A 26,279-nucleotide genomic window follows, 5' to 3' on the forward strand; every position below is an offset into this window, starting at 1 on the left:
ACCATCAGCCGCGGGCTCGAACGACTGGCACCCGCAGCAGAGATGCTACGGGTGCTCAGGGAGAATGGGCTCGCGAGATGAGACCAATGCTCAGGGCACGGCCTGGACCGAGGGCCGAGAAACCGCGCATCGCGCGGTTTCTCGGACGGGCCCGTGGCAAGACCACGAGCGGCGTTGCCAGCGGAGACAGCAGCGCTGCCCTGCTTGCCAGGAGCGTTTTCCCTGTCGACAGCGCGCATCGCGCGCTGTCGCCCCGGGTCCAGCGCTTGCGCTGGTCCGGGTCCAGGGGTGGACAACCCCTGGTCGGGGTCCGGGGTGAAACCCCGGCGCAACGCTGCGGAACACCCTCTCACCGCCCCGCGATCCACCCGTCGAACATCCCCTCCCCGCCCGCGCTCCCGGCCTCGACCTTGATCCACAAATTGAGGAATGCCGTCCCGGCCGTCCGCTCGGGGTATTTCCGGTACGTCGCCGGCACCCGCGCCCCGAGCCCGTGGAACGTCACGATCCGCGTGCCCACGGGGGCCGCGTCGAGCGCCGCCTCCACCCGCGCCGTGTCCTCGCGAAAGCGATCCTCGGTCAGCGGAATGGCGTCGTCGAGCCGCCTGGCCTCGGGGAAGATGTTTTCCTCGAAAGGATTGCAGAAGTAATAGGCCCGATACGCATCCCAATCGATGTCGTCGAGCGTGCCTTGACGCACCTCGGCCCGGCCCACGAGCCCGAGCGCGTCGATGACCTCGTTCGCGGTCTCGACGAGGGCCGCGCGGTGCTCGATGCCATGGAACACCGCGTCGGTCGTGAGGGCGCCCGTGATACAGAGCTTGCCCACGCCGGCGCCGACGTCGAGCACGGGGCCGCCTTCCTCGGCGAGGAGGTGGCTCACCTTGCGGGCGACGACGAGGGGGGTCCAGAAGCGCGACGAGACGCGCCGGATGGGCTCGGGGAAGAGCTTATCGAACGTGCGATCGGAGACGGGTCGCCCCGCGCGGAGGTCGCCTATCGCCTTGCGGAGATCGGCGTCGAGTTGGGGGCGCGTCATGCGGGGATCAGTAGCCGGTGTAACGCAGGAACGTGTCCGGCTTCTTGCCGCCGTACGAGCCGTTCCAGTAGCCCTTCTTGTAGTTCGCCTCGGCCACACCCGTCGAGGTCTGCGAGCCGATGAACGTGCCCTGATCCGGATCGAGGACGATTCCGATGTGCCCGGGCCAGTGGACGAGGTCGCCGGCCTGGGGCTCGCTCACCTTTTGGAAGTAGGGTGAGCTCGAGAAGTCATTTGCCAGCATGTTCGGGAACTTCGGGTTCACCGCGGCCCGCAGCACGGCGACGACGAACTGGTTGCACTTCATCTCGGCGTAGGAAATCTCCCGGCCTTGCATCCGCTCGTAGTTCCGGGCCACCTGTGCGATTTCGTATCCCATGGAAGAGGCCTCCCGCTTTGCGAAGAATGACGAGAGTTTACACGCACATGGCGCCGATGAAAACCCCCTTTTGGTACGTCCTCAGGGCAAACGGGCGCGGAGCGCTGCGGCAAGCGCCGGCGCCGCGTCGGGCAAAGGGCCGCAACAATCACGACGCGCAGCGTCGAACAGGGCTTCGGGTCGCGATAACGCGGCGCGCGCTTCCGTCTCGTCGGTGAGCCGGACACCGAGGCCAAGCGTCTCGACGTCGTGGGCAAGGCGCACCGACTCGGGGCTCCCGAGCAGCGGGAAGACGGCGAGCGGCACGCCGGCAATGGCGGCCTCGGCGAGCGTCGAATAACCAGCCTTGGCGAGGACGAGGTCGCAGGCGCCGAAATAACTCTGCGGGTCGGGCGTGATGGCAGGGAAATGGACGAGCGGGCCGCTGCGCTGCGAATCCGGGGCGTGGGAGGGCGCGAGGAGCCGAACGCCGGAGGCAGGCGCGGAGGCGGAGAGGACGTCGTACAGGACGGCGTCGAGGCTGCCGCCGAGGCCAAGGCCGAGGAGAAGGTCGCCCTCGGAAACGCCGAGCTCACGGCGGATGTCCGCACGATCGCGGCGCGGGCGACGGGCAAGGACACCGCCCGTGTCTTCAATGGCGGAGAGGCCCGCGAGAGGCATGGCTCCGAGGCGGAGGCGATACCCAAGGCGCGCACGGGCATACGCATCGGCGAGGGTTTCGTCGACCTCGCTGCCGAATCGGCCGGCGTACATGTCGAGCCACGTGAAGTTCGAGCAAACGACGGCGGGAATGCCCGCGCGGTCGGCGGCGAGGATCGCAGCGGCGGGGGCGTCGGCGACGACGAGCGCGGCGCCGAGGGACACGAGGCGTTCGGCCTCGGTCGCGACGAGGCGAGGGAGATCGGCGCGCCACGCGGCGAGGGCCTCGCGGGAGCGGTCGAGGTCGAAGTCGAGGGCACCCGCGCGCGGGGCAAGGCCGGGGTCCAGCGAGGCCGCGGCGACGTCGACGTGCGCCGCGAGGAAGGGCAAGGCGGCGCGGATCATGGGCGCGGCAGCGCCGGCGCAGAGCGTGACGGGGACGCCGTCGTCAGCGAGGCGCGCCGCGAGCGCGAGCATGCGGGCGGCGTGGCCGAAGCCGTGATCGGAGGCGTAGACGACGATACGCGCAGGGTGCGCCGCGGGCATGGCCCCTCTGGTAGCGCAAAAGGGTCGGGCGTGGGCGGGCTTTGTGATAAGAGCAGAGCTCATGCGCCTCTTCGACGTGCTCCCCGTGCTGGAATCGATCGCCCCCCTCCGGCTCGCCGAGGGCTGGGACAACGTGGGCCTGCTCGTGGGCGATCCGGCAGCCGAGATTCGCGCGGCGCTGCTCTGCATCGATTACACGCCCGGCGTGGCCGCCGAGGCGCGCGAGAAGGGCGTGGACCTCGTGTATTCGTACCACCCGCCGATCTTCGAGGCGATGAAGCGGGTCGTTTCGCCGGGGTCGATCTTCGAGGCAATCCGGGACGGGATCGCCATTTATTCACCGCACACGGCGCTCGACGTGGCCGAGGGCGGGACGAACGATTTCCTGGCCGACATCCTCGGCCTCGGCCGCGGCCTGCCCGCGCGCCGTCCGATGCGCGCGCCAGGCGCAAAATTCGGTCCGGCGCCAGAGGGAGAATCACTCGGGCTCGGGCGTATCGGCGCACTGGAAGCGGAGGCGCCGCGAGAGGAGCTGCTCGAGCGAATCAAGCGAGGTCTCGGGATCGAGGCGCTGCTCGTGGCAGGTCCGACGACGGGAATGGTGCGAACGGTGGCGGCAAGCGCGGGGGCCGCGGGGGCGATGGTGGAGGATGCGCTCGGTCAGGGGGCAGAGCTCTACCTGACCGGCGAGATGAGGCACCACGACGCGCTGCGTGCGGCGAAGCTCGGCATGACGGTGGTGTGCGCGCTGCATTCGAACAGCGAGCGGGCGGTGCTGCCGCGCATCCGGGAGCGAATCGCCGGGGCGCTGCCAGGTCTCTCGGTGTTCGTGAGCGGGGCGGACCGGGATCCGTTCGTGGTGAGGTGACCCTGAGAAACGCAGCGCTCGGGTTCTCGTACTGAAGGCGGAAAGCGCCTTCCCCTCGTCGCCGAGGTGTGTTGTCCATAAACGGAACCACTCCTCTCCGCCCAGGCTTGCCCGTGCCTCCTACCTCGTCGCCGAACTTCGCCTTCCTCGCGCATCACGATCCGCTTCTGGCCATCCTCGGCACCCAGGCCGAGCGGTACTTCGCCGACGATCCCAACACCTGCCTTCTCAAGCTCCGGCAGTTCGGCGAGCGCCTCGCGAAGCACGCGGCCGCGCGCCTCGGGCTCTACACGTCGCCGCTCGAGGACAACCAGGCCGTCCTCATCAACCGGCTCCACGATCGCGGCGCGCTCGACGTCCGCACGAAGCAGATCTTCCACGACCTCCGCCTCACGGGGAACAAGGCCGCGCACGACGCGCATGGCACGCATCACGAGGCCCTGCACCAGCTCAAGATGGCACGCGAGCTCGGCATCTGGTTCCAGCGCTCGTTCGGCAACCATCGCAAGTTCGATCCTGGCCCGTTCGTCCCCCCACCCGGGCCGAAGGACGACGAGGAGCTCGCGAAGGAGCTCGCGGCGCTGCGCGCGGAGCTCGCGAAGAGCAAGGTCGACGTCGAGGCCATGCGCGCCGCGGCCGAGGAGGAAGCCAAGAAGCGGCTCACGGCGGAGCAGCTCGCGCAGAAGGAGGCCGACGAGCGGGCCCTCTGGGAGGCGCTCGCCACCGAGGAGGCCGAGCGGCGCGCGAAGGACATCGAGGCCGTCGCGAAGCAGAAGGCCGCGATCGAGGCCGAGCTCGCCGTGCTCCAGGCCAAGGCCGCCGCCGCTCCCGCCGAGACCCAGCAGTTCGTTGCTCGTGCCGCCGAGGCGTCACGCGACGTCTACCTCGACGAGGCCGCGACGCGCCGGCTCATCGACGAGCAGCTCCGCGCGGCGGGGTGGGAGGTCGATTCCGAGCGTCTCTCCTACAAGCGCGGCGCGCGCCCCGAGAAGGGGAAGAATCGCGCCATCGCCGAGTGGCCCACGAAGAATGGCCGGGCCGATTACGTGCTGTTCGTCGGCACCGTGGCCCTCGGCGTCGTCGAGGCCAAGCGGTTCCACAAGGACGTCGCCGGCAAGCTGGATCAATCGGCGCGGTACAGCGCCGGCCTCCTCGCGAAGGACGGCGTGGAGCTCGCCGGGGGGCCGTGGGGGAAGGTGAAGCACCGGGTGCCGTTCCTCTTCGCCACGAACGGCCGGCCCTACCTCGAACAGCTCCGGGAAAAGAGCGGCATCTGGTTCCGCGATGCGCGCCGGGACGAAAACGCGGGCAAGCCGCTCCAGGGCTGGTATTCGCCGGAGGGCCTCGAAGCCCTGATGAAGCAGGACATCGACGCGGCGCACGACAAGCTCCGCAGCGAGCCGACGGGCTACCTCGGCCTGCGCGAGTATCAGATCCGCGCCATCCAGGCCGTCGAGGCCGCGATCGAGACAGGAAAACCGAGCTGCCTCGTCGCCATGGCGACGGGGACGGGCAAGACGCGGACGGCGATCGGGCTCGTGTACCGGCTCCTCAAGGCGAAGCGCTTCCGCCGCGTGCTTTTCCTCGTCGATCGCAGCGCGCTCGGCGAGCAGGCCGGCAACGCGTTCAAGGAGACGCGGCTCGAGAACCTGCAGACGTTCGCGCAGATCTTCGACATGAAGGAGCTCGGGGACATCAAGCCCGAGGGCGATACGAAGCTCCACATCGCCACGGTGCAAAGCCTCGTGAAGCGGGTCCTCAACGCCGCGGATCCCGCGGACGTCCCGCCGGTCGATCAATACGATTGCCTCGTCGTCGACGAATGCCACCGCGGCTACACGCTCGATCGGGAGCTCTCCGAGACGGAACTCGGCTTCCGCGATTTCGACGACTACATTTCCAAGTATCGTCGCGTCCTCGACCACTTCGACGCGGTGAAGATCGGCCTCACGGCTACGCCCGCGCTGCATACGACCCAGATCTTCGGCGCTCCCGCGTTCCGCTACTCGTACCGCGATGCCGTGATCGACGGCATGCTCATCGATCACGAGCCGCCCATTCGTATCGTGACGGAGCTCGCGCAGAAGGGGATCCAATGGGCCAAGGGCGAGGACGTCAAGGTCTACGATCCGGGCAAGGCGCAGATCGATCTGATCCACCTCGAAGACGAGGTCACGATCGAGATCGACGGCTTCAACCGCGCCGTCATCACGGAGAACTTCAACCGCGCCGTTTGCGAGGCGCTCGCGAACCACATCGACCCGATGGGCGACGCGAAGACGCTGATCTTCGCGGTGAACGACGACCACGCCCAGCTCGTCGAGCGTCTGCTTCGGGAGGTCTTCACCGCGAAGTACGGCGCGATCGACAACGACGCGGTCAAGAAGATCACGGGCAGCAGCGACAAGCCTCTCCAGCGGATCCGCGAGTTCAAGAACGAGCGCCTGCCGAACGTGGCGATCACGGTCGATCTGCTCACGACGGGGATCGACGTACCGCGCATCGCGAACCTCGTCTTTCTCCGCCGCGTCAAGAGCCGCATTCTCTACGAGCAGATGCTCGGCCGCGCGACGCGGCTCTGCCCCGAGATTGGCAAGACGGTCTTCCGGATCTTCGACGCCGTGGAGCTTTACGACGCGCTCGAGCAATACACGGACATGAAGCCCGTCGCGCCCTCGCCGACGATCACGTTCGCGCAGCTCGTCGCGGAGCTCGGGCACGGGGATCCCGAGGCGCGCAAGCTCGCGCTCGATCAGCTCGTCGCCAAGCTCCGGCGCAAGGCGCCGTCTTTGAAGGGCGACGACCTCGTGCGCTTCGAGGGCATCGCCTCGATGCCCCCGCCGTCCCTCGCGGCGATGCTTCGCCGGCAGAGCCCCGAGGAGGCTGTCGCGTGGTTCGGGCAGCACGAATATCTCGTGCCGCTGCTCGACGGGCGGTTCGGCGAATCGCGGCCACTGCTCGTCTCCGACCACGTCGATCGGGTCGTGGCCGTCGAGGTCGGTTATGGCAAGGGGACGCGCCCCGAGGACTACCTCGACAGTTTTTCCGCGTTCCTGCGGGAGAACATGAACAAGATCCCGGCGCTCGTGGTCGTCACGCAGCGCCCGCGGGACCTCACGCGCGCGGCGCTGCGCGAGCTGCTCCTCGCGCTCGACGCGAAGGGGTACACGGAGGCGGCTTTGCAGACGGCGTGGCGCCAGGCCTCGAACGCCGATTTCGCGGCGTCGATCATCGGCTACATCCGCAAGGCCGCGCTCGGGGATCCGCTCGTCCCGTACGAGGAGCGCGTCGCGCGGGCGACGGCGAAGATCCTCGCGCGGCCGGGCTGGACGTCGATCCAGCGGCAATGGCTCCAGCGCATCGGCAAGCAGCTCGAACGCGAGCGGGTCGTGGATCGCGCCACCATCGACGAGAGCGAGGCCTTCAAGTCGAACGGCGGGTTCAAGCACCTCGACAAGGTGTTTTCCGGCAAGCTCGACGAGATCCTCGGGGATCTGCGCGAGGAGGTCTGGAAGGACGCGGGGTGAGCCTTTACCTCGGCGCCGGACTCGCGTAGTTCTTCCGCCGGAACCTCCCGCCCATGTCCACGACCGACATCGTCCAGAAGCTCTGGAACCTCTGCCACGTTCTCCGGGACGACGGCATCACCTACCACCAGTACGTCACCGAGCTGACCTACCTTCTCTTTCTCAAGATGATGAAAGAGACGGACCAGGAGAAGCACCTGCCGAAGGGGTATCGGTGGGGCGATCTCGAAACGAAGGACGGGGTCGAGCAGCTCAACTTTTATCGCGCGCTGCTTTTGCACCTCGGCACCGAGGGCTCGGGGCGTGTGCAGGCGATCTTCGCGAATGCGACGACGTCGCTCAAGGTGCCGCGGAACCTGAAGAAGCTCGTGGATGCGATCGACGAGCTCGACTGGTATTCGGCGCGGACCGAGGGTCTCGGGGATCTGTACGAGGGGCTGCTCGAAAAGAACGCGTCGGAGAAGAAGTCGGGAGCGGGGCAATACTTCACGCCGCGGCCGCTGATCGATTCGATGGTGAGCCTCGTGCAGCCGCAGCCGGGGGAGAAGGTGCAGGACCCGGCGGCGGGGACGGCTGGCTTTTTGATCGCGGCCGACCGGTACATCAAGGGCAAGACGGACCAGCTCTTCACGCTCGACGCGAAGGCGCAGGCGTTCCAGAAGAAGAAGGCGTTTTACGGCGTCGAGCTCGTGCCGGACGCGCATCGGCTCGCGCTGATGAACCTGATGCTCCACGACATCGAGGGCGAGCTTTTGCTCGGGGATACGCTCTCGTCGCAGGGGACTGAGCTCGACAAGGCGGACGTGATCCTGACGAACCCGCCGTTCGGCACGAAGAAGGGCGGCGGGCTGCCGACGCGGGACGATTTTACCTTCCCGACGTCGAACAAGCAGCTCGCGTTCTTGCAGCACATTTACCGGGGCCTCCGGCCGGGCGGTCGGGCGGCGGTGGTGCTGCCGGACAACGTGCTGTTCGAGGAGAACACGGGGACGGAGATCCGGCGGGACCTGATGGAGAAGTGCGACCTGCACACGATCCTGCGGCTGCCGACGGGGATCTTTTATGCGCAGGGGGTGAAGACGAACGTCTTGTTTTTCACGCGCGGGACGACGGACAAGGGCCACACGAAGGCGGTGTGGGTGTTCGACATGCGGGCGAACATGCCTTCGTTCGGGAAGCGGACGCCGCTCGGGCGGGATCATTTTGCGGAGTTCGAGGCGGCGTTCGGGAAGGATCCGCTCGGGAAGAGCAAACGGAAGGATCAGGGGGAGACGGGGCGGTTCCGGAAGTTCACCCGGGAGGAGATTCGGGGGCGGGGGGATAATCTCGATATTGCGTGGCTCAAGGATGAGAGTGTCCGCGGGGCGGATGATTTGCCGGAGCCCGAGGAGATTGCGGACGAGATTTTGGAGAAGTTGCGGATCGCGGTGATGGAGATTGAGGGGCTCAGGGCGGAGTTGGAGGTTCAATGATGCAGGAGCGGGACCTACCTCCGTCTTGGGCCTGGGCACGCTTCGGCGATGTCGCCAAGATCGAATCGAATCTGGTCGACCCTAGCGATCACCAGGACGCGCCTCATGTCGCGCCGAACCATATCGAGTCGGGAACGGGTGTACTGCTACCCTATACCACGATACGAAGCGACAAAGTCACAAGCCCCAAGCATACATTCAGACCTGGTCAAATTGTATACTCCAAGATCCGCCCCTACCTTGCGAAGGCAGTACTCGTGGATTTCGCCGGGCTATGCAGCGCCGACATGTACCCCGTATCGAGTCGAATTGATGCGTCATACCTTCACCGGTGGCTCATCAGCCCCGAGTTTACGGAGCTCGTGTCGGAGAACCAGGGTCGCACGCTGCTCCCAAAGGTGAACCAAGACGCGCTTGTTCAGTTACCGGTACCTGTCCCACCGCTGCGGGAACAACACCGAATCACAGCGAAACTCGAATCCCTCACCACCAGGAGCCGCCGCGCCAAGGAAGCCCTCGACGCCGTCCCCGATCTCCTCGAACAGTTCCGCCAATCCGTGCTCGCCGCCGCGTTCCGCGGGGATCTCACCGTCGCCTGGCGTGAGAAAACCCCCGACGTGGAGCCGGCCGAGGTGCTCCTCCAGCGCATCCGCGCCGAGCGGCGGCGGCGGTGGGAGGAAGCGGAGCTCGCGAAGATGCGGGCGAAGGGGAAGGTGCCGGGGGATCGGTGGAAGGCGAAGTACGAGGAGCCGGAGCCGGTCGACGTGAGTGAGCTGCCGGAGTTGCCGGAGGGGTGGGCGTGGGCAACGAGCGCGGAGTTGCTCAGCTTCGTAACCAGTGGGTCGCGTGGTTGGGCGGAGTTCTACAGCGACGCCGGGCCGCTGTTTATTCGGATTGGGAACCTTGAACATCATACCATCGAACTCGACCTCAGCGACAGGCAGTGCGTTACTCCGCCGCCTGGAGCTGAAGGCAGCCGTACCCGCGTTGAACCAGGCGATGTGCTCATATCAATTACGGCGGACGTTGGCATGGTGGGGATCGTCAGGGATGGCATTGGCGAAGCCTATGTCAACCAGCACATCGCTTTGGCTCGCCCCGTGTCGAGGGAGCTCTCCGAGTATCTGGCGCTGTTTTTGAGCACGCCGACCGGGGGCAAGCACCAGCTCGTCGGCGCCAATCGGGGAGTGACGAAAGCCGGGCTTGGTCTCCAGGATATAACCAGTGTCAAGGTGGCGGTTGCGCCGCTTCGCGAGCAGGCGGAGATCGTCGCGCAGCTTCAACGGTTCAGCGAGCGAATAAGGTTTCTATCAGAGGCGCGGTCCAAGGTTGAGAGTCAGCTCGGAGACCTTGACCGCTCCGTCCTCTCCAAAGCCTTCCGCGGCGAGCTCGTCCCCCAAGACCCCACCGACGAACCCGCCTCCCTCCTCCTCGACCGCCTCCGCGCCGAGGCCACCGATCCCACCGGCAAGAAGCCCAAACGCGGCAAGCGGCACGCCGCCGCTACAGCACACACTTCCGATTGACGCCCGCACGTCCCTGGACAGACCAGCGGACGTAGGACCTCCTCGCGCCCCGTCGATCCCTCCCCTCCCCGCGGTGACCGCGTGGCTGCACACGCAGGGTCCTACGGACATCGAGGCGTCCGTGCAGACCGAGTGGAAGACGCTGGACGGGCTCCTGAAAATGCTAGCGGAAGAAGAGGCGAGGGCCCAGCGCGCGCGGGATCCGAGGCACAACCCGTTCTTGCGTGCCTGGGGGCTGGTGAAGGACGAGGACGAGGGGTAGCGAGCGCGGCGGACCTATTCGTCGACGACCTGGATAGGGATCCAGTCGAATCCGGTGACGCCTGCGTCGCGGAAGATGCGCCAGACCTTGGGGGTGACGAGGAACAAGGGGGACGGGAAGAGGGCGTCGCTCACGTCGCCTTCAAAGTGGAAATCGCCGAACCATTCCCAGGTCACGTTGACGTCGCGAATGTCCACCAGGTCCGAGGCGCGGTAGACGAGGCGGAGAGGAACTTCCGCCTGTCCGAGGAAACCGCTCCGTCCGCAGGAGCAGAGTTCGTCACGCTCGATTCCTGTCGAACGTGGTGATAGCGGCGGCATCGTGTGCGTAGCGCAGATCTGCCGCCATGGGAGCTGAATGTGGCCTCTCTTTTCGAAGGCTGCGAAGACACCTCGGAACGAGATCCCGATCAGGCCGCTTTCCGCGAGCGTGCCGGCCAGCTTCTCGTCGACGAGCATGTCGTCGTAGCAAGTTGCTGCGGCGCGCCGGCCTTCGAGTCTATGAAGATACTCCCCGTCGATGATCATGGCGGACGTCTGCCGGGCCCCGGCGCCGCAACGATTGCACGCCTCGGACACGTCGTAGGTCGTGCCCACCCGCGGCCCTGCGAAGACCTCGGCATTGACGTCGTACCACATGACGAGCAGCCGCGTGGATTCGAGCTCCTCGTCGGTGAAGCAGTCGTAGCGCCGTTCGAGCCAGCTGATCCCGTGTGTCTTGAGGAGGTCCAAGAGCACCGACAGGCGTTTGTCGGTCTCGTCGAGCGTCAGGTTTACCCGGATCTGCCGTTTGCGTTGCAGCGTGAAGTCTTGCACTTCCGCGACATCCATCGGTATTCCCGCCGGTCCGAACACGGCCTCCAGTCCACCAGGGATGTGTTGCGCTGCGAAAAGAACCTTGACCTCGGTTTTCATATCCTCGTCTCGCGATATCTCATTTCCTGAAATAGGGCTTGATGGCCGCGAGCCAGTGCGGAACATCCTTATACACGTCCTCGTATGCCTGCCAGAGGCCTTTCTTGGTCTTCGGGAACCTCTCCCTGGCCTCGTCGAGCAACTTTGTGATCCTCTTGTGTTCTGCGCTCGTCAAGATCACCGATGGTATCTCGTCAAGCTCCTTCGTGAGTCCCCACCTGCTGGCCATCGCCTTCTCCAGGATGTGATGCGCCTGGTAGTCCCCCTCCAGGCCCCGCGTGAACTCGCGCATCACCTTGTATGGCCCGAGCGCGCCGTTCTGCTCCAGGGCATCCGCGATCGTCCTCCCGTACTGCGTCGCCAAGAGCTCAGCCGTCTCCTTGGACACCTTCTCGGCCCCCTCCAGGATGATCGGCGCCTTCTTCGCGCAAGCCTCCTCCAGCTTCTTCGCGAACTTCTCAGCCTGCCCGACGAGCACTGCCGACGCGACCTGCGTGATCGCCGCCGCGGCCTGGACGATGGCGTTGTCGACGCCGTCCTCGTTATCGCCGCCGATGATGCCGAACCGCTTGCCATCCTTGCGGGCGAGGTCGTGATTGAACTCGCCGTTCAGCATCGCGGAAGCGATCGTCAGCTCGCGGACCATCCGTTCGAGCGGCGTCAGGGGCTTCGCCTTGCCCTTCCCGTTCCCGTTGCACCCCTCCTTCGTCTGCTCACACGGGACCGCGCTCACGAGGGGACGCCCTTGCCGATGCTGAAGCTCCGGCAGCGCGCCGCCCCGATCCACCAGCGTGCAATGCTCGTCCACGCACTTGGGCGGGTGCACCTCGTCCTTCTTCGGCAAGGTCGACTCTGACGGCAAGAGCGGCTCGTTCGACAGCACGCCCTCGGGCGGAGGCGGCGAGGGCCGAGGCTCCTCCGGCGGGCGCTCCGGCATCATCTTCACGCCGGGCGGCACGACGTCGACTTGTTCGTCCTTCGCCGGCGGCGGCTTCGGCGTCTCCGAGGCCTCGGCAGACGTGGAAGCCCCCGCCTTGTCCTCCTCGGCCGAGGCCTTCGGCGCGTCCTTTGCCGGGGCCGGCATCGGGCGCGGCGGCGGCGTGGGGCAGGTCAGCTTGTTGTGCGGGATCGGTAGGAGTTTCGCGCTCGCGGGCGGCGCGTAGGGGTCGAATACGTAGGTTGTGAGCCCCTGGCTCTTCAGCGTGAACTTCGCGCGTCTCGTGGTCCACATAGCCTTCGCCCCCGGCGAATAGGCCCATTCGTTCACGTTCGGCGCGACGTCCGGCGGCCTGACGCAGACGCGGATCTCCGCGCGGGCGAGTGACGGCACGCACAGGACGAGAAGGACCGTGAGCAGGAAGAGGGCCGCATGGCGACGCATGCGAGTCAGGACACCGAAAACGTGTGCGCGGGGCAACTTTCCACCAAAACCACACCCCGACCCGTTTCGCGCCGATCTCGGAAGGTCGAACCGCCCGCCGACCCTTCCTCGCCGAAACAACGGTTCCGTTTTTTGTCGCCCGACCCTTCCTTTACAAAAAACGGAAGGCTCAGCGGCGCCGCGACCCTTCCTTTCCGGACCGCGCCTCTCCTCGACGCGCCGCGGACGGGTCAGAAGGAGATTTGGAAGACCATCGTTTCGCAGGCGACCCTTCCGCGGCAAATTTGGGAGAGGCCTTCCGCACAAAAGACGCGTCGCGAGGCGATTCAGGGAACCGTTTTTTCGTCGAGGAAGGGTCGAACGCCGGATCGGGAAACCGATATCGCGCGAAGACGGGTCGAAACGCTTGTTTTTAGCTGGTTGCGCCGCGCCGGGGCGCTGCCCCGGGCCCCGCGGGGGCTATCCGCCCCTCGACCCGGACCAGGGCAAGCCCTGGACTCGGGTTGGAAGAACCGCGCGATGCGCGGTTCTTCCACAGGCCGGTGGCAAGACCAGGGACGGTGTTGCCGGTCACAGCGGTCTTGGTTGGCAGGGTCTTGCCTCGATCTGTTCGATGAACTGCGCGATGCGCAGTTCATCGAACCCGGGTCCAGCGCTTGCGCTGGTCCGGGTCCAGGGGTGGACAACCCCTGGTCGGGTCCGGGGTGAAACCCCGGCGCAACGGCTGCCCGATGGGCTTCAGGGCTGCTTGGGCCAGGCGCGGACGAAGGTCGAGAAGAATGGCAAGCCATGCGCGGAGGGGTGGGGGTCGACCTGGGTGTCGACGCCGCTCCGCGTGCTGGAGAATTCTCCTTCCCACACGATGGCGCCTGAGGTCGTATCGACGATCGACACCTTCCCTGAAAGCGTGGATTCGACGGCGTTGCCGCCCATGCTCCCGGCGCCATGGACGACCTGCTCGTAATGCAGGCGTGCCAGGACGAAGTATCGCGCGTTGAGGGAGGTCTTGAGCTCGGCGAGCCGGCTCGGGTCGGTGCCTCCCTCCTCGTAGACACGCAGGTACTTGGCTTCTTCTTGGAGCGCCCCCTGAAGGGCCTGATCATGCTCGGCGTTGCTGACGATCGGGATGTCCTGCCGATTCTGCCGGGTCGCACGAATGAATTGCGCGACCACCAGCGAGCGCTCCCTGGGGCCCACGTGGGTGGTGTCGAACTTCACGGGCATGATCGCGATCCTGCCGGTGACGAGCTCCTTGGAGGTGAATGCGGGATCCACGCGGAGGTTCGTGGGCGTCCAGGCGCAGCCTGCAACGACGCCGAGCCCGAGCACGGGCATCGCGGCGATGAGCAACGTGGAGGCCGCGCGCTTGAGGCGGCCAAGGTATTTTGATGACTGCGAGGAGTGCATATCGTTCACGGAAACCCCCGCTCTGTGTGAGTCGAGACGTCCGAATCGTGTGTGTTCGTGCCAAACGACACTAACAGAAATGACAGAAGGGTGTCAAGCGGAGGTCGGAGAGGGAGGGGGCGGGCTGCGCACCAACCATTCATTTCGTCACGAACGAAAGCGTGGCGACAACCGGACGGTGATCGCTGCCGCCGTCGCCTGGGCCGATCCGCGCGTCGATCGTTTCGAGTGCGTTCGAGTGAAAGATGTAATCGATTCGCACGAGCCAGGTCGGCACGGGCACGCCGAGGAGGACCGGGCGTGAGCCGCCGCGCGCGGGCGTGGGTTCGCCCGGGAACGTGTGCCCGAAGCCCCACCCCGCCTCGCGCCAGGCATCACGCATCGCGCGGGTGACGATCGCATGTGCCGCGTTCTGATCGGTCGCGTTCAGATCACCCGCGAAGATCAAGGGGCCCGCGTGCGCGTCCGCGAAGTCGGCGAGGGCCCGCGCTTGCTCGTCGCGTACGCGCGCATTCGCAGGCCCGGCGACGGTGTGGAAATTGACGAAGGTCACGCGTTCTGTCCCGATATCGAGCTCCACGACCATCGGTGTACCTATCCACGCGATACGATCGAGGGGGCTCGCATCGACTTTGCGGAGCGGATGGCGGCTGAGAATGCCGCTGCCCGTCACGCCGGGTCTCGCATCGAGCAGGCGGTAGGGATACCTTTCGGAGAGCGCTTGCTCCAGTGCATCTGCATGCTCGGGCGTCATCTCCTGCAGCGCCACGATGTCGGCATTCACTTCGCGGATCACGCGTATCGTCGCGGCCGTGTTCGGATTGAAACCGAGCGTGTTGTAACTCATGATGCGGAGCTGGTTCTCGGTTGCCTGCGGGGTTTTACCGCACGGCACGAAAAGACCGCCCCAGAGCCACACGAAGAGGAGCGCCGAAAGGACGACGATGACAACCCCCTCACGCCGGCGACGAAGCGCTACCACGGCCAGAATCAAGGGCGCCGGCAAGAACGCGTAAAGAAGCAATGCGTTCGCCGCGAAGGACCACCATGTCCGATCCCCGAGCCCATAACGCGTGACCAGGACGGCGACGAGGACCAGGCCGTAGGACCAGACGAGGCCGTCGAGGAGCCGGTCGCGAAAGGACCGACGGTCGCTCGAACGAGGAGCTTCCTGGGTCGGTGCGTCGGCCGGGGTCATATCGAGAGGTCTAGCACTCGGAGACGCGAGGAACGAGCCGTTCGGCCGAGCGTGCGGAACCCATTGTGACGCTCTTGAGACACTTCAACGCGTGCCGCCGGTGCGGCGTGCTCGCTTTTCGGTCATCCTGACGCGCGTCATGCCCCGGAGACCACAAGACCCGGTTCCCCCGTTTCCCTACGACGAGCGCGACGTCTCCTACGAGGGAGCGTCTCCCGAAATCACACTCGCCGGCACCCTGACGCTGCCGCGGGCTGTGCCAAAGGCGCCAGCCGCGCTCTTCGTAACGGGTTCGGGACCGCAAGATCGGAATGAAGAAGTCGCGGGCCATCGCCCTTTCCTCGTCCTCGCGGATCACCTGACCCGGCGCGGATTCGCCACGCTGCGCGCGGACGATCGGGGCGTGGGCGGCTCCACGGGAGACGATACCCAGGCGACCCAGGAGGATCTCGCGCGGGACGTGGCCCGGGGCCTTGCATTCCTGCGGCAATACGAAGCGGTCGATCCGAGCCGGATCGGGCTCATCGGACACAGCGAGGGCGCCCTCGTGGCGGCGATGGCGGCGGCGCAGGACCCGGAGCTCGCGTTCCTCGTCATGCTGGCCGGCCCCGGTTTGCCCGGGATCGATGCAATCCACATGCAAAGCGCTCTCCTCGCCCGGAGCCGCGGCGCCGACGAGGCCGCCATCCTGCGCGAACGCCGCATGAACGAGCGAGTCTTCGCGGCCGTGCTCGCCGCGCCGAACACGGGCGCGGCTTTCGAGATGGGAAAACGTGTCCTCCTCGAAGAGCTCGCGGCGCTGCCCGAGGACGAGCGTCCGGCGGACGACGAAATCGAGCGAACCGCCGAAACCATGGTCACCATCGTGAGCGCTCCCTCGTTCACGAGTTTCCTGCGCGGAGGTCCGGCGCCCTTCCTGCGTGCCGTTCGCTGCCCCGTGCTCGCCCTCGGGGGCTCTTTGGATCTCCAGGCGCCAGCACGTGAGCACCTCGCGGGCATCACGGCCGCGCTCGAGGCCGGCGGCAATCCACGCGCGGAGGTGATCGAGCTGCCGGGGCTCAATCATCTGTTTCAGACCGCGGTCACCGGGGCCCTCGAGGAATACGAGCAGATCGAGGAGACGTTCGCCCCGGCGGCCATGCAACGGATCGCCGCGTGGCTCTCGGCATGGGAATGAAATGTCCCGCCTCCAGGCTCGGGAGGGTCACCTCGGTCGCGCAATCCCATACCGTTCAAGCCGGCGATAAAAGGTCGCGCGTGGAATGGCGAGCGATCGCGCCGCCTGCGCCGCATTCCAGCCATTCTCGGCGAGCGCACGGAGGATGGCCTCGCGCTCGGCATCCCCGCGAGGCCGCTCGACATGCCGCGACGGCAAAGGCCGCGCGTCCCGGAGGCCGAGGTCGCCGGGTCGGATCACGTCGCCCTCGGCGAGCACGATCGCCTTCATGAGCACGTTTTCGAGCTCGCGCACGTTGCCGGGCCAGGAATGGGAGAGCAGCACGCGCATGGCCGAGGGCGTGATCCGCGGCGCTGGCCTGGAAAGCTCACGGGCCGCGCGCGAGACGAGGTGCGCCGCGAGCTCTGGCAAGTCTTCGAGCCGGTCGCGGAGCGGGGGAAGCGTGACCTCCACGACGCCGACGCGGTAATAGAGATCCTCGCGAAAACGGCCGAAACGGACCTCGGTCCGGAGGGTCCGGTTCGTCGCGCAGACGAGCCGAAAATCGACGGGGACCGTGGTGTCGCTCCCGAGCGGGCGCACCACGCGCTCCTGCAGGACGCGGAGCAATTTGGCCTGAACTTCGAGCGGCATTTCGCCGAGCTCGTCGAGGAACAGCGTGCCGCCCGACGCCGCCACCATGAGGCCCCCGCGATCACGATCCGCGCCGGTGAAGGCGCCTCGCTTGTGGCCGAAAAGTTCCGCTTCGAGGAGGCTCGCGGGCAATGCGGCGCAATTGATCCCGACGAAGGGGCCCGCCCGGCGCGGGCTCCCGTCGTGCACGGCGCGCGCGACGAGCTCCTTGCCCGTGCCGCTCTCGCCGAGGACGAGCACCGGCAGCGGCGACGTGACGACGCGGTCGAGCGTCGCGAACACGCGGCGGAGGGCGGGGCTCCGGCCGATGATGCCCCGATCGTCGTGGCGATGGTCGAGCGCCTCTTGCTTCGCGCGCACCTCGTCGCCGAGGCGTACGATTTCGGCGGCCTGGAGCCGCGCGAGCTCCTCCACTTTGCTGCGCTCGGCTTCGAGCTCCTCGGTGCGGCGCCGGAGGTCCTCGATGAGGCGCGCGCGCCGGAGGACCAGCGCGACGTGATCGGCGAACCCGAGGACCAGGTCGATGTCGGCCTCACGAAATCGCGCCTCGGTGAATCGATTGTCGAGGTAAAGCGCGCCGATCACGCCGTCGGGGGACCGGATCGGGACGGCAATGACGGACCGGAGGCGCATGGCGTGCACGGAGGCATTTTCACGGAAACGTTCGTCCTCGCGCGCGTCGGCGGTGCAGACGGGCTGGGCCGTGCGCATCGCTTGCTCGGCGATCGAGCGGCTGAATTTGAGGTGACTTTTGCCGATCTGCTCGCGATCGACGTTCCGTGCGGCCGGCACGTGCAGCGCCCCCGAGCGCGGGTCCTCGAGCACAAGGAAGCCTCGTTCGGCGCCCGTGAGCTCGATCGCGGCGTCGAGCGCCATGACGAGGATGCCATTCGCCTCGTCGGTGCCATTGAGCTTCCGGTAGAGGTCGAGCAAGCGCGAGAGTTTTTCCATGCGTCCCTGGGGCGCGCCTCCGAGGTGGAGAGGGACAGGCGTCCGCAGGCGCCGTCGTGGATGGGCGAAAAACGCGCTCCGGAGCTCGGGCGCGAGGCCCGAAACGGCTTCCTCCCAGAGCGCGTCCGCGCGGGCGCGCAGCGGAATGGCGCGCGCCCGTTCGCCTGATGGGTCGAGCGCCGCGGCGAGCCGGCTCGCGCAAACTGCAATGAGGTCGGGCTGCCCTGCGCGTTCGGCAAAGGAGAGCGCTTCTTCGAGTCGCGAAAGCCCGCTGGCGGGCGCACCCCGCAATCGGTCGAGCTCCGCCCGCCCGAGCGCTTCCCGCGCCGCGACGTCGGGCGCCTCGCGCGCCTCGCCGGCCACTGCATCGAGTGCTCGCGCGGCGGCCGAGAGGTCCCCGGCCGCGAGGTCGATGTCGGCCCGTTCGAGCGCGACTTCGGCCGCCTCGCGCGCCATTCCGAGCCGATCGAAGGCCCCGCGGGCCCGCTCGGCGGCGTCGCGGGCAACGGCGAGGTCGCCGAGGCCAAACGCATTTTCACCGACCGCCGACGCCGCCGCCGCGGCAATGGCCACGAGCCCAGCGGCCGTGGCATCCGCCTCGGTGCGTGTCGCGGTGCGCAGGCCTCGCTCGAAGGCGCCGACATCGGCCCATAACTTCGCGAGGTTCGAGGCGAACAGGAGGCCGACGTCTTGTTGCCCGAGCGCGCGGCTGACCCGCGCGCCGCGCTCGTACGCCTCGAGTGCCTCGGCAAACTTGCCGAGCTGGTGGCATGCGGTGCCGAGGTTCAAGCACGTCCGCGCGATGGCGTCGCTCAAGCCGTGCTCCTCCGCGACCCAGAGCGCCTCGCGATGGCCCGCGAGCGCCGCGCGGACGTCGCCCGCGCGGTAATCGTGAATGGCGCGGTAGCTCCGCGCGCGGAGCAGGCGCCGCGGCGAGCGCGCGGTCGCGGCGGCCGAAAGCGAAAGGAACTTCCGCGCCGTGCGGAGATCGCCGAGGTGGGTCGCGGCGACGACGAGATCCTCGATGAGGTCGGCGCGCACGTCGTCGTCCGGCAACGCGGGCGCGGCCTCGAGCGCGGCCTCGGCGACCACGCGCGCCTCCGCGTGACGCCCGAGCCGCGTGAGTGCGCGTGCTTCGAGATCCGCGCGTCGCGCCCGGCCCACCTCGTCGAGAGGCTCGCGCGCGGCCTCCGCGAGGACCGTGAGCGCCCGCTGCGCCTCTCCCTGCTGGGCGAGGCAACTCGCGAGCGTGAGGAGCGCGCCGCCACGCGGAGCCCCGCTCGTGAGGCGTGGGAGCCTTCGTTCGATCGCCTCGCGCGCGCGCGCTGGATGGCCGCCGAGCTCGATGACACGCACGGCGAGCAGCCACACCTCGTCGTCGGCGTGCTCGGCGTCGACCACCGCTTCGGCTGCGCCCCGGAATGCGCGTGGTTGCCTTACCGCGTCGGCCCCGTGTTCGGCGAGCCGACGTGTTGCCTCGTTCGCCCGTCCCGCGAGCGCCCAGTGCCGTACGGCCTGCCCTGCCGCCTCCAAACGTTCTTCCGGCGACGTCGCGGGATCCACGGAGCGCGCGTCGAACGACGCCGCGATCGCCGCGTGTGCCGCACGGATCGCCTCGTCGCTCACGGCGAGCGTGGCCGCCTCCCGACGCGTGATCCGCAGGGCATCGGCATCCCGCCGCGCGAGGCCGCGGCCGACCAGCGTGGAGACGTTCACCTCATCGACCCCGAGGCTCGACAGCAGGCTGAGACGCGCGCGGCCGGAGAGCGCAACGAGCAGAGCCAGCGCGCGCTCCTCGGCCGGCGGAAAGGCGCTCGTGACGGCGGCTCGTGCACTCTTCGGGACGAGCCTCCCCATCGTGACTGCACGATCGAGCTCGCCCTCCGCCGCGCTGCCGGCTTGTAGCTCCGCGACGACCTCGGCGATTGCCGCGGGGTGCCCGCCCGTGGCGGCGAAGAGCTCGGCCTCGACGCCGGAGAGGCCGACGTCCAGCATCCACCGCTTCACCGCGTGCGCCGTGAGCGGCCTGAGCCCGATCCCCGTGGCCCCCGCGGATTCGCCGAGGAACACGCCCTTCGCGTGGTCGATCTCGGTGACGACGAGGAGCACGGGATCGGCTGGATCGAGCGACCGCGCGAGGGCCGAGAGCGCTTCGCGATCATCGTCGGGCAGGAGGTGGACGTCGTCCACGAGCAACGCCACCGGTGTGCCTCGACGAACCAGCCGATCCCGCGCTTCGAGCGCGGCGCGCAAGTTCCCTTCGGCCAGCGGCTCGGCGGCGGCGCGCTCCACGAGCGATCCAAATGGCCTTCGTGTCGTGGCGAGGGCTTCGACGGTCGCGACCCGCGTCTGCGCGATCCACTTGAGCTCGCGAAGCAGGCGGCTCCTCCCTGCCCCTTCCGGACCGCGGACGATCGCTACCCGCGGCCCGGCCCGCCCCGCTTCGAGGCCGTCGAGCAGCGCCACGAGAAGGCCGAGCTCCGCCTCCCGACCCACGAGCCGCGGCGCCTCCCGAGGCGGGACGTGAATCCACGACGCATGCCCGCCGAGCGCCTCGATGACCTCCTCCGCGGACGCGGGACGCGCGGCGGGATCCGGATCGGCGAGCCGGCGCGCGAGGCGCTCCACCAGAGGAGGCAGCCCATGCTCGCGCGCGAGATCGAGCAGCGTCACGCCGACAGCGAAGAGATCACTGCGCGCATCCGCGCGTTCTCCCCGTAAAACCTCGGGCGCGATGAACCGCGGCGTCCCGCTCGGCACCGCCACGCTCCCGAGGAGGCCCGCGCACGACAGATCGAGCAGCACACCACGACCACGCTCGTCGACCATCACGTTGGCGGGCTTGAAATCCCCGTGCCGGAGCCCGAGGCGATGCAGGAACGCGAGCGCGGACAGCGCATCGACGAGCGGCCCGCGGAGCGCCTCGAACGAAGGCGCCGCCCGATCGAGCTCACGCCCGGCGACGACTTCGGTCGCGAGGTAGTGCAGCGCCGCGTGTTCGCCGTCCCGCGGAAGGGAGCCGAAATCGAGCACGCGGACGAGGTGCGGGTGGACGAGGCCCGCCAGGTAACCGAGCTCCGCGCGGAGGGCCCATTCGTCCTCCGCGCGCCGTAGCACCTTCAGCGCGACGTCGGCCTCGAGGACGAGGTCCCGCGCGAGGAACGTCCGCGCGAGGCCGCCCTCGCCGAGCGTCGCGACGATCCGATACCGGTGGGCGAGGGTCTCTCCCGGGGCGACCAAGCTCGCCAAATGTCTCACATGTGTCTCACATGTCGCAACGAGACACTTCCTGCGGCTGAACCACGCGTTCCGCCGCGAGAATTCGCGCGTTCCGCCCGTGGGCGTCGCCTTGGTACGCCCCCTGCTAACGGCCCGCGCATGATTTCTGGTCGCGTGCTTCTTCGTTTGGTCGCCGCGTCGCTCGCGCTTGGGGCGTGCATCGTGAGCCCCCAGCCGACGCCCCCCGAAGAACCCACGCTCGACGCGGAGCTCATCTCGCCGGGCGGGCCCATGGACGTGTCCACCCACGTGCGTTTCCTGGGCGAGCCCGGCGCGGTCACGCCGCCCGAAGGCAACGTCGTGGTCACGAACCTGGACACGGCGGACGCGCCTCTCGCGGCGAAGGTCGCCGCGGATGGGAGCTTCGAAATCATCGTTCCCGGCATCTCGACGGACGAGTTCCGCGTCGAGATCGTGGGTCCGGGCGGGGGTCGCTCGAAGCCCGTCGATCTCGTCCTTTCCGCCGGCAGCGCCACGTTCGAGCCGGGTCCGCGGCCCCTCGCCGAGTGCCTCCTGCTCGAGCCTTCGCTCTCCGTCTCGTTCGACGGGGCGGGCGATACGAAAAACCTCGTCGTTCGAAACGAATGCCCGGACGAGCTCTCGTTCCTCGCGCCTCGCCTGCGCCGCGGAAACGCCGCATTCGGCTTCTCGAATGCGGCGCCTTTCCTCCTCGCGCCGGGCGGCGCCGCGACGATCACGGTCGACGTCGGCGCCCAGGCGGACGAGCAAGTCGACGTGCTCTTCGTCGAGACGACCGGCGCCATTCGTGATCGCCGCCCCCTGACGCTCTTCGTGATTCCCTGAAACCCAATCGATTCACCAGGAAAAAGGAGAACATCATGCTTCGATCGAACACGCTCACGCTCCTCGCGCTCGCGCTCCTCGTTTTGCCTGCTTGCGGCAGCACCGTCGACTCGGGCGGCGGCGAGCAAACGGGCTTCACCAAGGACGAGGCCCGGGCGATGAACGGTGTCACCAAGGAAGGCGCCGACGTGTGCGCCCTCGAAGGCTGGTACGACGACGGCACGTGCGACGACTTCTGTCCGGCGAGCGACGGCGATTGCTCCGTATCCTGCCCGAGCCCCGACGATTCTGCGGTCCACTACGTCTCGACGGACTTCAGCACGTGCTTGGCATCCTTCATCATGTGCCCCGAGGGGCAGGTGCTCTTTTCGAGCCCGGATTGCGGCTGCGCCTGCATCGAGAACGATGCCGGCGAGCTGTGCAGCGAGGAATCCGGCATGTTCTGCGAAGAGGGCTACTTCTGCGATGTTCCGATCGACACGATGTGCGGGGCGATCATCGATCAGGCCGGGACCTGCAAGCCCAAGCCCGAAGCGTGCGACCAGAACTACGACCCGGTCTGTGGATGCGACGGCCAGACGCACGCGAACGCGTGCACCGCCAACGCGGCCGGCACGGCCGTCGCGACGGCGGGAGCCTGCCCCTGATCACGCAGGGTCATTTGCGAAACTCGTCCGCCGAAAGCCCCGCGCGCCGGAGCAGCCTGTAAAAACTCTCCCGCTCGATCCCCGCGTGCTCCGCCGCGGCCGTCACGTCCCCGAAAAACCTCTTCAAGACCGCCTCCAGGTATCGGCGGCTCGCCTCGGCGCGTGATGCATCGACGGCCTCGCGATACGTGAGCTTCGCGAGCTCGGTATCACGCGCGCCCGTGGCCCCTGCCGCGCTCCCGCCCTGGATCTCCGGCGGCAATGAGCCCAGCGTGATCTCCCGCGTCGTCTCGATGATCGCCGCCCGCTCGACCGCGCTCCGGAGCTCCCGCACGTTCCCCGGCCAGCGATAAGCGTTGAGCGCAGAAAGCGCTGCATCGGAAAACCGCGTCGCGCTCGATCCCGCGTGCGGCGCTCGTTCCGCGAGGAAACGTTGCGCGAGCAGGGGAATGTCCTCCGCACGCTCGCGCAGCGGCGGAAGCTCGAGCACGCATACGTTGAGGCGGAACCAAAGATCCTCGCGGAACGATCCAGCCTTCACCATTCCGCGGACGTCCCGGTGTGTCGCAGCGATCACCCGGACATCCACCTTCCGCTCGCGCGGCTCGCCGATACGTCGAACGGAGCGCTCCTCGAGCACGCGCGTGAGCTTCGCCTGGATCGTCGGGCGGAGCTCGCCGATTTCGTCGAGGAACAACGTGCTCTCGTGGGCCTCCTCGAAGAGGCCGGCGCGGTCGGACGTCGCGCCCGTGAAGGAGCCGCGCGCGTGGCCGAAAAGCTCGCTCTCGATCAAGGACCGCGGAATGGCGGCGCAGTTGACGGCAACCAGGCGCGAGGGCGCCCGCGACGAGCGCTCGTGAATCGCGCGGGCCACGAGCTCCTTGCCGGTCCCCGTCTCGCCGAGGATCAAGACCGTCGCGTCGGTGGGCGCGACGCGCTCGATGAGCTGATAGACCCGGCGCATCGCGGGCGAACGCCCGATCATCGCGCCAAACCCGTCCACGTCACGCGGCTCGTGGCTCTCGTGGAGCACCGCCGCCTGCGCGAGCGCGCGCTCGACGAGGGCCTTGAGCGCGTCGGTCTCGAAGGGTTTCGTGACGTAATCGTACGCACCTTCGCGCATGGCCTGCACCGCCGTCGGGACCGTCGCATACGCCGTCATCAAAATGAACGGCACCCCCGGCCAGCGAGCGCGCACCGCGCGGAGCACCTCGAGCCCGTCGCCGTCGCTCATGCGCAGATCGCAGAGCACCACGGTGATCGGCTCTCTCTCCAGCGCCTCCAGCGCCGATCGCACGCCACGCGCGGTAACGACACGCCCGAGCTTGCCGAGCACCTTGGCGAGCATGGCGGTCATGTTCGGCTTGTCGTCGACCACCAGGATCGTCGGCTTCACGCGGCTTCTTCCTTTCCGGCGTCCACGATCACGCCCGGCAAATCCACGACGAACCGCGCGCCCCCGCCGGCCCGCGCTTCCGCCCGGATGCGCCCGCCATGCGCGGTGACGAGGCCATAACAGACCGCGAGGCCGAGGCCCGTTCCATCCCGCCGTGTCGTGAAAAAAGGCTCGAAGACGTGGTCGATCACGTCGGATGACAAACCCTCGCCGCGGTCGAGCACCTCGAAACGATACCCGTCACCCTCGCGATGCCCCTCGACGAGGACCGGCTCGTCGCTCGACATCGCCTCGCGCGCATTCGAGACGAGGTTCACGATCACCTGCCGGATCCGCAAGGAATCGACCCGGATCATCGCAGGCTCCGCGTCCACCACGACGGTCGGCGAGCCCGATGAAATGGGCCTTCGCGAGGGCACGCTTTCGGCGCGATCCGCCGCATCGCGCAGCAGATCGGCCGCGTCCACGGGGCGCGGCACGAGCGCGGGCGTACGTGCGTACACGAGCAGCTCCTCCGCGATGCGCTGGCAAAGCGCCGCCTCCTCGTCGAGGATCCGGAGCTCGTCGCGCATCGAATCGTTTTCGACCTCCTCGCGCATCGTGCTCAGGTAACCGCGGATGACGGTGACGGGATTGTTGATCTCGTGCGCCACGCCCGCCGCGACCCGCCCGATCGCCGCCAATCGCTCGGCGGCCACGAGATCCGCCTCCGCGCGCTTCAGCGTGTCGAGCATACGATTGATCGCGTCCGCCACGACCGCGAGCTCGACCGCGGGGACGGGCTCGACACGCGCCGTCCGATCCCCCTCGGCGACGCGCCGCGCGACACGCTCGAGCGAGCCGAGCGGCGTCGCGAACGACCTCCACAAATTGCGCCCGGCGACGAGGGCCACCGCGGCCGCGAGCAGGCCCGTGCCCACGGCGATCACGAGCGCGAGCCGCACGGCGCTCGCAGCCTCGCCTTCGGCTTTCAGGGCCTCGCCGTCGAAGTAGCCGGCGACCGCGTCGGCGTGCTCCGTCATCCTGTCGACCAGAGCGTTCGCCCGCTCGTGCGAGCGATGCACCTCCGCCCAGTCTTTGCGATCGATCGCCGGCAGGATCTCCTCCGTGAAGACGCAGCTCAAGTCGCAGCTCGCGTCGGCGATCGCGTCGAGGCGGCCTTCGCCCGCGTCGTCGACCATCGGCCGGAGCGCGCGGAGCTCGTCGTTCAGCTTGTCGACCCACTTGTCGTGATGCGCGATGTGGGAGGGGTCGCGCAGGATGATCGTGTGCGCCTCGTGGATGTATTGCTCGCGCGCCACCACGCTGAGCAGCGCCGCGCGGCGCGAGGCCACCTCCAGGTCGTGCGCCTTCAGGATGGCTCGACGCGACGCGAGCGCCGAAACCACGGCGCTCGCGCCGCTCGCGAGCACGAGGGCAACGAGAAGACTCACGGTCAGGAGCAGACGGCCGCGGAGGCGATACGCCTGCGGCGACGACGACACCGCCATGCCCCGCCTTTAGCAATGGGCATGACCCGAAGCCAGCGCGACGCGAGGCCGCTCGTGTCCGCGCGGGTCACGTGTTGTAACCGGCTCGGTCACTCCCCGTGCCCTACCCGCGCGTGATGCTCCGGGAAAACCGAGGGCTCTGCCCTGGCACGAAGCGTGCTGCGCCGCGCGGCGGCGTGGCGACGAGAGCCTCGGCGAACGACTGTAATCAACGGCTCCGTCCTGCGTCGGCAAGGGCGAGGGTTGCGCAGACGCGGATGCCGCGCGATGAACCGGAGCCGCCTGCCCGAATCCACCCCCCTCCCCGATCGTGATGCCGAATTCAGAAGGAACTTGGAGTCGACGCATGAAGACCACGCTGGGCCTGCTCGCCCTGCTCTTCGCATCCGCCTGCAGCGGGCCGGAGGTCCCTTCGGCCTTCCAGCCGGATTCTCCCGCATCTCCCGCGGCGTCCCCGGCGCCCCGTCCCCCCGTCGCGGCGGTGCTCGCGGCGTCGGATCCGCGGGATGCCAGCGTCTGCGTGCCCGAAAAGCCGTGCGTCCTTCCCGCCTCCGAGGACGAGGGCGGCTCCGGGCATCCACACGGCGGCCACGATCACGGAAACCACGGCGGCCACGGAATGAACCACGGAGATCACGGCGGCATGAACCACGGCGGCCACGATCACGGAAGCCACGGCGGAAAAACCCCCGCGCCGCCCGCCACGGGCCACGAAGGCCATCGCGGCCACAAACATTGACCGGA

19 protein-coding genes are annotated in these 26,279 nt (G+C 68.0%); 9 read left to right on the forward strand and 10 right to left on the reverse strand.

Going from position 1 to position 26,279, the window contains the following annotated elements; translation table 11 throughout:
* Positions 1 to 349: 349 nt before the first annotated feature.
* From KEG57_RS47430 to KEG57_RS47440, 3 genes are all read right to left on the reverse strand, one after another.
* A complete protein-coding gene (locus KEG57_RS47430) occupies positions 350 to 1,039 on the reverse strand; it encodes a class I SAM-dependent methyltransferase (RefSeq protein ID WP_272459746.1) in 690 nt (229 codons plus the stop codon).
* Between the two features lie 7 nt (positions 1,040 to 1,046).
* Positions 1,047 to 1,418, reverse strand: a complete 372-nt coding sequence (locus KEG57_RS47435) for an NlpC/P60 family protein (protein WP_272422703.1) — start codon at positions 1,416 to 1,418, stop codon at positions 1,047 to 1,049.
* A gap of 81 nt (positions 1,419 to 1,499) precedes the next feature.
* Positions 1,500 to 2,603, reverse strand: a complete 1,104-nt coding sequence (locus tag KEG57_RS47440; RefSeq protein WP_272459747.1) for a glycosyltransferase family protein — start codon at positions 2,601 to 2,603, stop codon at positions 1,500 to 1,502.
* Positions 2,604 to 2,664: 61 nt separating this feature from the next.
* Between KEG57_RS47440 and KEG57_RS47445 the strand changes: the two genes are divergently transcribed.
* From KEG57_RS47445 to KEG57_RS47465, 5 genes are all read left to right on the forward strand, one after another.
* A complete protein-coding gene (locus tag KEG57_RS47445; protein ID WP_272459748.1) occupies positions 2,665 to 3,471 on the forward strand; it encodes a Nif3-like dinuclear metal center hexameric protein in 807 nt (268 codons plus the stop codon).
* Positions 3,472 to 3,584: 113 nt separating this feature from the next.
* Positions 3,585 to 6,998 (forward strand): type I restriction-modification system endonuclease, encoded by a 3,414-nt coding sequence (gene hsdR, locus KEG57_RS47450; protein ID WP_272459749.1) that lies wholly within the window; start codon positions 3,585 to 3,587, stop codon positions 6,996 to 6,998.
* Positions 6,999 to 7,051: 53 nt separating this feature from the next.
* Positions 7,052 to 8,470: a class I SAM-dependent DNA methyltransferase gene (locus KEG57_RS47455; RefSeq protein WP_272459750.1), complete on the forward strand. Its 1,419-nt coding sequence runs from the start codon at positions 7,052 to 7,054 to the stop codon at positions 8,468 to 8,470.
* Complete coding sequence (locus KEG57_RS47460) at positions 8,467 to 9,996, forward strand: restriction endonuclease subunit S (RefSeq protein WP_272459751.1); 1,530 nt, start codon at positions 8,467 to 8,469, stop codon at positions 9,994 to 9,996. The genes KEG57_RS47455 and KEG57_RS47460 overlap by 4 nt, the downstream gene beginning before the upstream one ends.
* 73 nt (positions 9,997 to 10,069) lie before the next feature.
* Complete coding sequence (locus KEG57_RS47465; RefSeq protein WP_272459752.1) at positions 10,070 to 10,258, forward strand: hypothetical protein; 189 nt, start codon at positions 10,070 to 10,072, stop codon at positions 10,256 to 10,258.
* Between the two features lie 14 nt (positions 10,259 to 10,272).
* On the opposite strand, the gene KEG57_RS47470 is transcribed toward KEG57_RS47465, so the two are convergent.
* The 4 genes from KEG57_RS47470 to KEG57_RS47485 all read right to left on the reverse strand — a co-directional run bounded on the left by KEG57_RS47470 (position 10,273) and on the right by KEG57_RS47485 (position 15,158).
* Positions 10,273 to 11,172, reverse strand: a complete 900-nt coding sequence (locus tag KEG57_RS47470; RefSeq protein ID WP_272459753.1) for a hypothetical protein — start codon at positions 11,170 to 11,172, stop codon at positions 10,273 to 10,275.
* Between the two features lie 19 nt (positions 11,173 to 11,191).
* Positions 11,192 to 12,553 (reverse strand): hypothetical protein, encoded by a 1,362-nt coding sequence (locus KEG57_RS47475; protein ID WP_272459754.1) that lies wholly within the window; start codon positions 12,551 to 12,553, stop codon positions 11,192 to 11,194.
* 738 nt (positions 12,554 to 13,291) lie between these two features.
* A complete protein-coding gene (locus KEG57_RS47480) occupies positions 13,292 to 13,969 on the reverse strand; it encodes a hypothetical protein (protein ID WP_272422693.1) in 678 nt (225 codons plus the stop codon).
* A 130-nt stretch (positions 13,970 to 14,099) separates the two neighbouring features.
* Positions 14,100 to 15,158 carry an endonuclease/exonuclease/phosphatase family protein gene (locus KEG57_RS47485; protein ID WP_272422692.1) on the reverse strand — a complete coding sequence of 353 codons (1,059 nt, stop codon included), beginning with the start codon at positions 15,156 to 15,158 and terminating at the stop codon, positions 14,100 to 14,102.
* Positions 15,159 to 15,297: 139 nt separating this feature from the next.
* On the opposite strand from KEG57_RS47485, the gene KEG57_RS47490 reads away from it, so the two are divergent.
* On the forward strand, positions 15,298 to 16,335 hold the full coding sequence (locus KEG57_RS47490) for an alpha/beta hydrolase family protein (protein WP_272459755.1): 1,038 nt from the start codon (positions 15,298 to 15,300) through the stop codon (positions 16,333 to 16,335).
* A 27-nt stretch (positions 16,336 to 16,362) separates the two neighbouring features.
* Here the strand turns inward: KEG57_RS47490 and KEG57_RS47495 are convergent, their stop codons facing one another.
* Complete coding sequence (locus KEG57_RS47495; protein WP_272459756.1) at positions 16,363 to 21,159, reverse strand: sigma 54-interacting transcriptional regulator; 4,797 nt, start codon at positions 21,157 to 21,159, stop codon at positions 16,363 to 16,365.
* 138 nt (positions 21,160 to 21,297) lie between these two features.
* Here KEG57_RS47495 and KEG57_RS47500 point away from each other — a divergent pair, with 138 nt between their 5' ends.
* Positions 21,298 to 22,002, forward strand: a complete 705-nt coding sequence (locus KEG57_RS47500; protein WP_272422688.1) for a hypothetical protein — start codon at positions 21,298 to 21,300, stop codon at positions 22,000 to 22,002.
* A 35-nt stretch (positions 22,003 to 22,037) separates the two neighbouring features.
* Positions 22,038 to 22,649, forward strand: coding sequence for a Kazal-type serine protease inhibitor family protein (locus KEG57_RS47505; protein WP_272422687.1), 612 nt, complete (start codon positions 22,038 to 22,040; stop codon positions 22,647 to 22,649).
* Positions 22,650 to 22,659: 10 nt separating this feature from the next.
* On the opposite strand, the gene KEG57_RS47510 is transcribed toward KEG57_RS47505, so the two are convergent.
* Together KEG57_RS47510 and KEG57_RS47515 are read right to left on the reverse strand one after the other, a co-directional pair.
* Complete coding sequence (locus KEG57_RS47510) at positions 22,660 to 24,045, reverse strand: sigma-54-dependent transcriptional regulator (protein ID WP_272422686.1); 1,386 nt, start codon at positions 24,043 to 24,045, stop codon at positions 22,660 to 22,662.
* Entirely contained in the window at positions 24,042 to 25,535 is a 1,494-nt protein-coding gene (locus KEG57_RS47515) for a sensor histidine kinase (protein ID WP_272422685.1), read from the reverse strand. Before KEG57_RS47515 ends, KEG57_RS47510 begins: the two co-directional genes overlap by 4 nt.
* 346 nt (positions 25,536 to 25,881) lie before the next feature.
* Here KEG57_RS47515 and KEG57_RS47520 point away from each other — a divergent pair, with 346 nt between their 5' ends.
* Positions 25,882 to 26,274: a hypothetical protein gene (locus KEG57_RS47520; RefSeq protein WP_272422684.1), complete on the forward strand. Its 393-nt coding sequence runs from the start codon at positions 25,882 to 25,884 to the stop codon at positions 26,272 to 26,274.
* Positions 26,275 to 26,279: the final 5 nt, after the last annotated feature.

The organism is Polyangium jinanense (assembly GCF_028435365.1).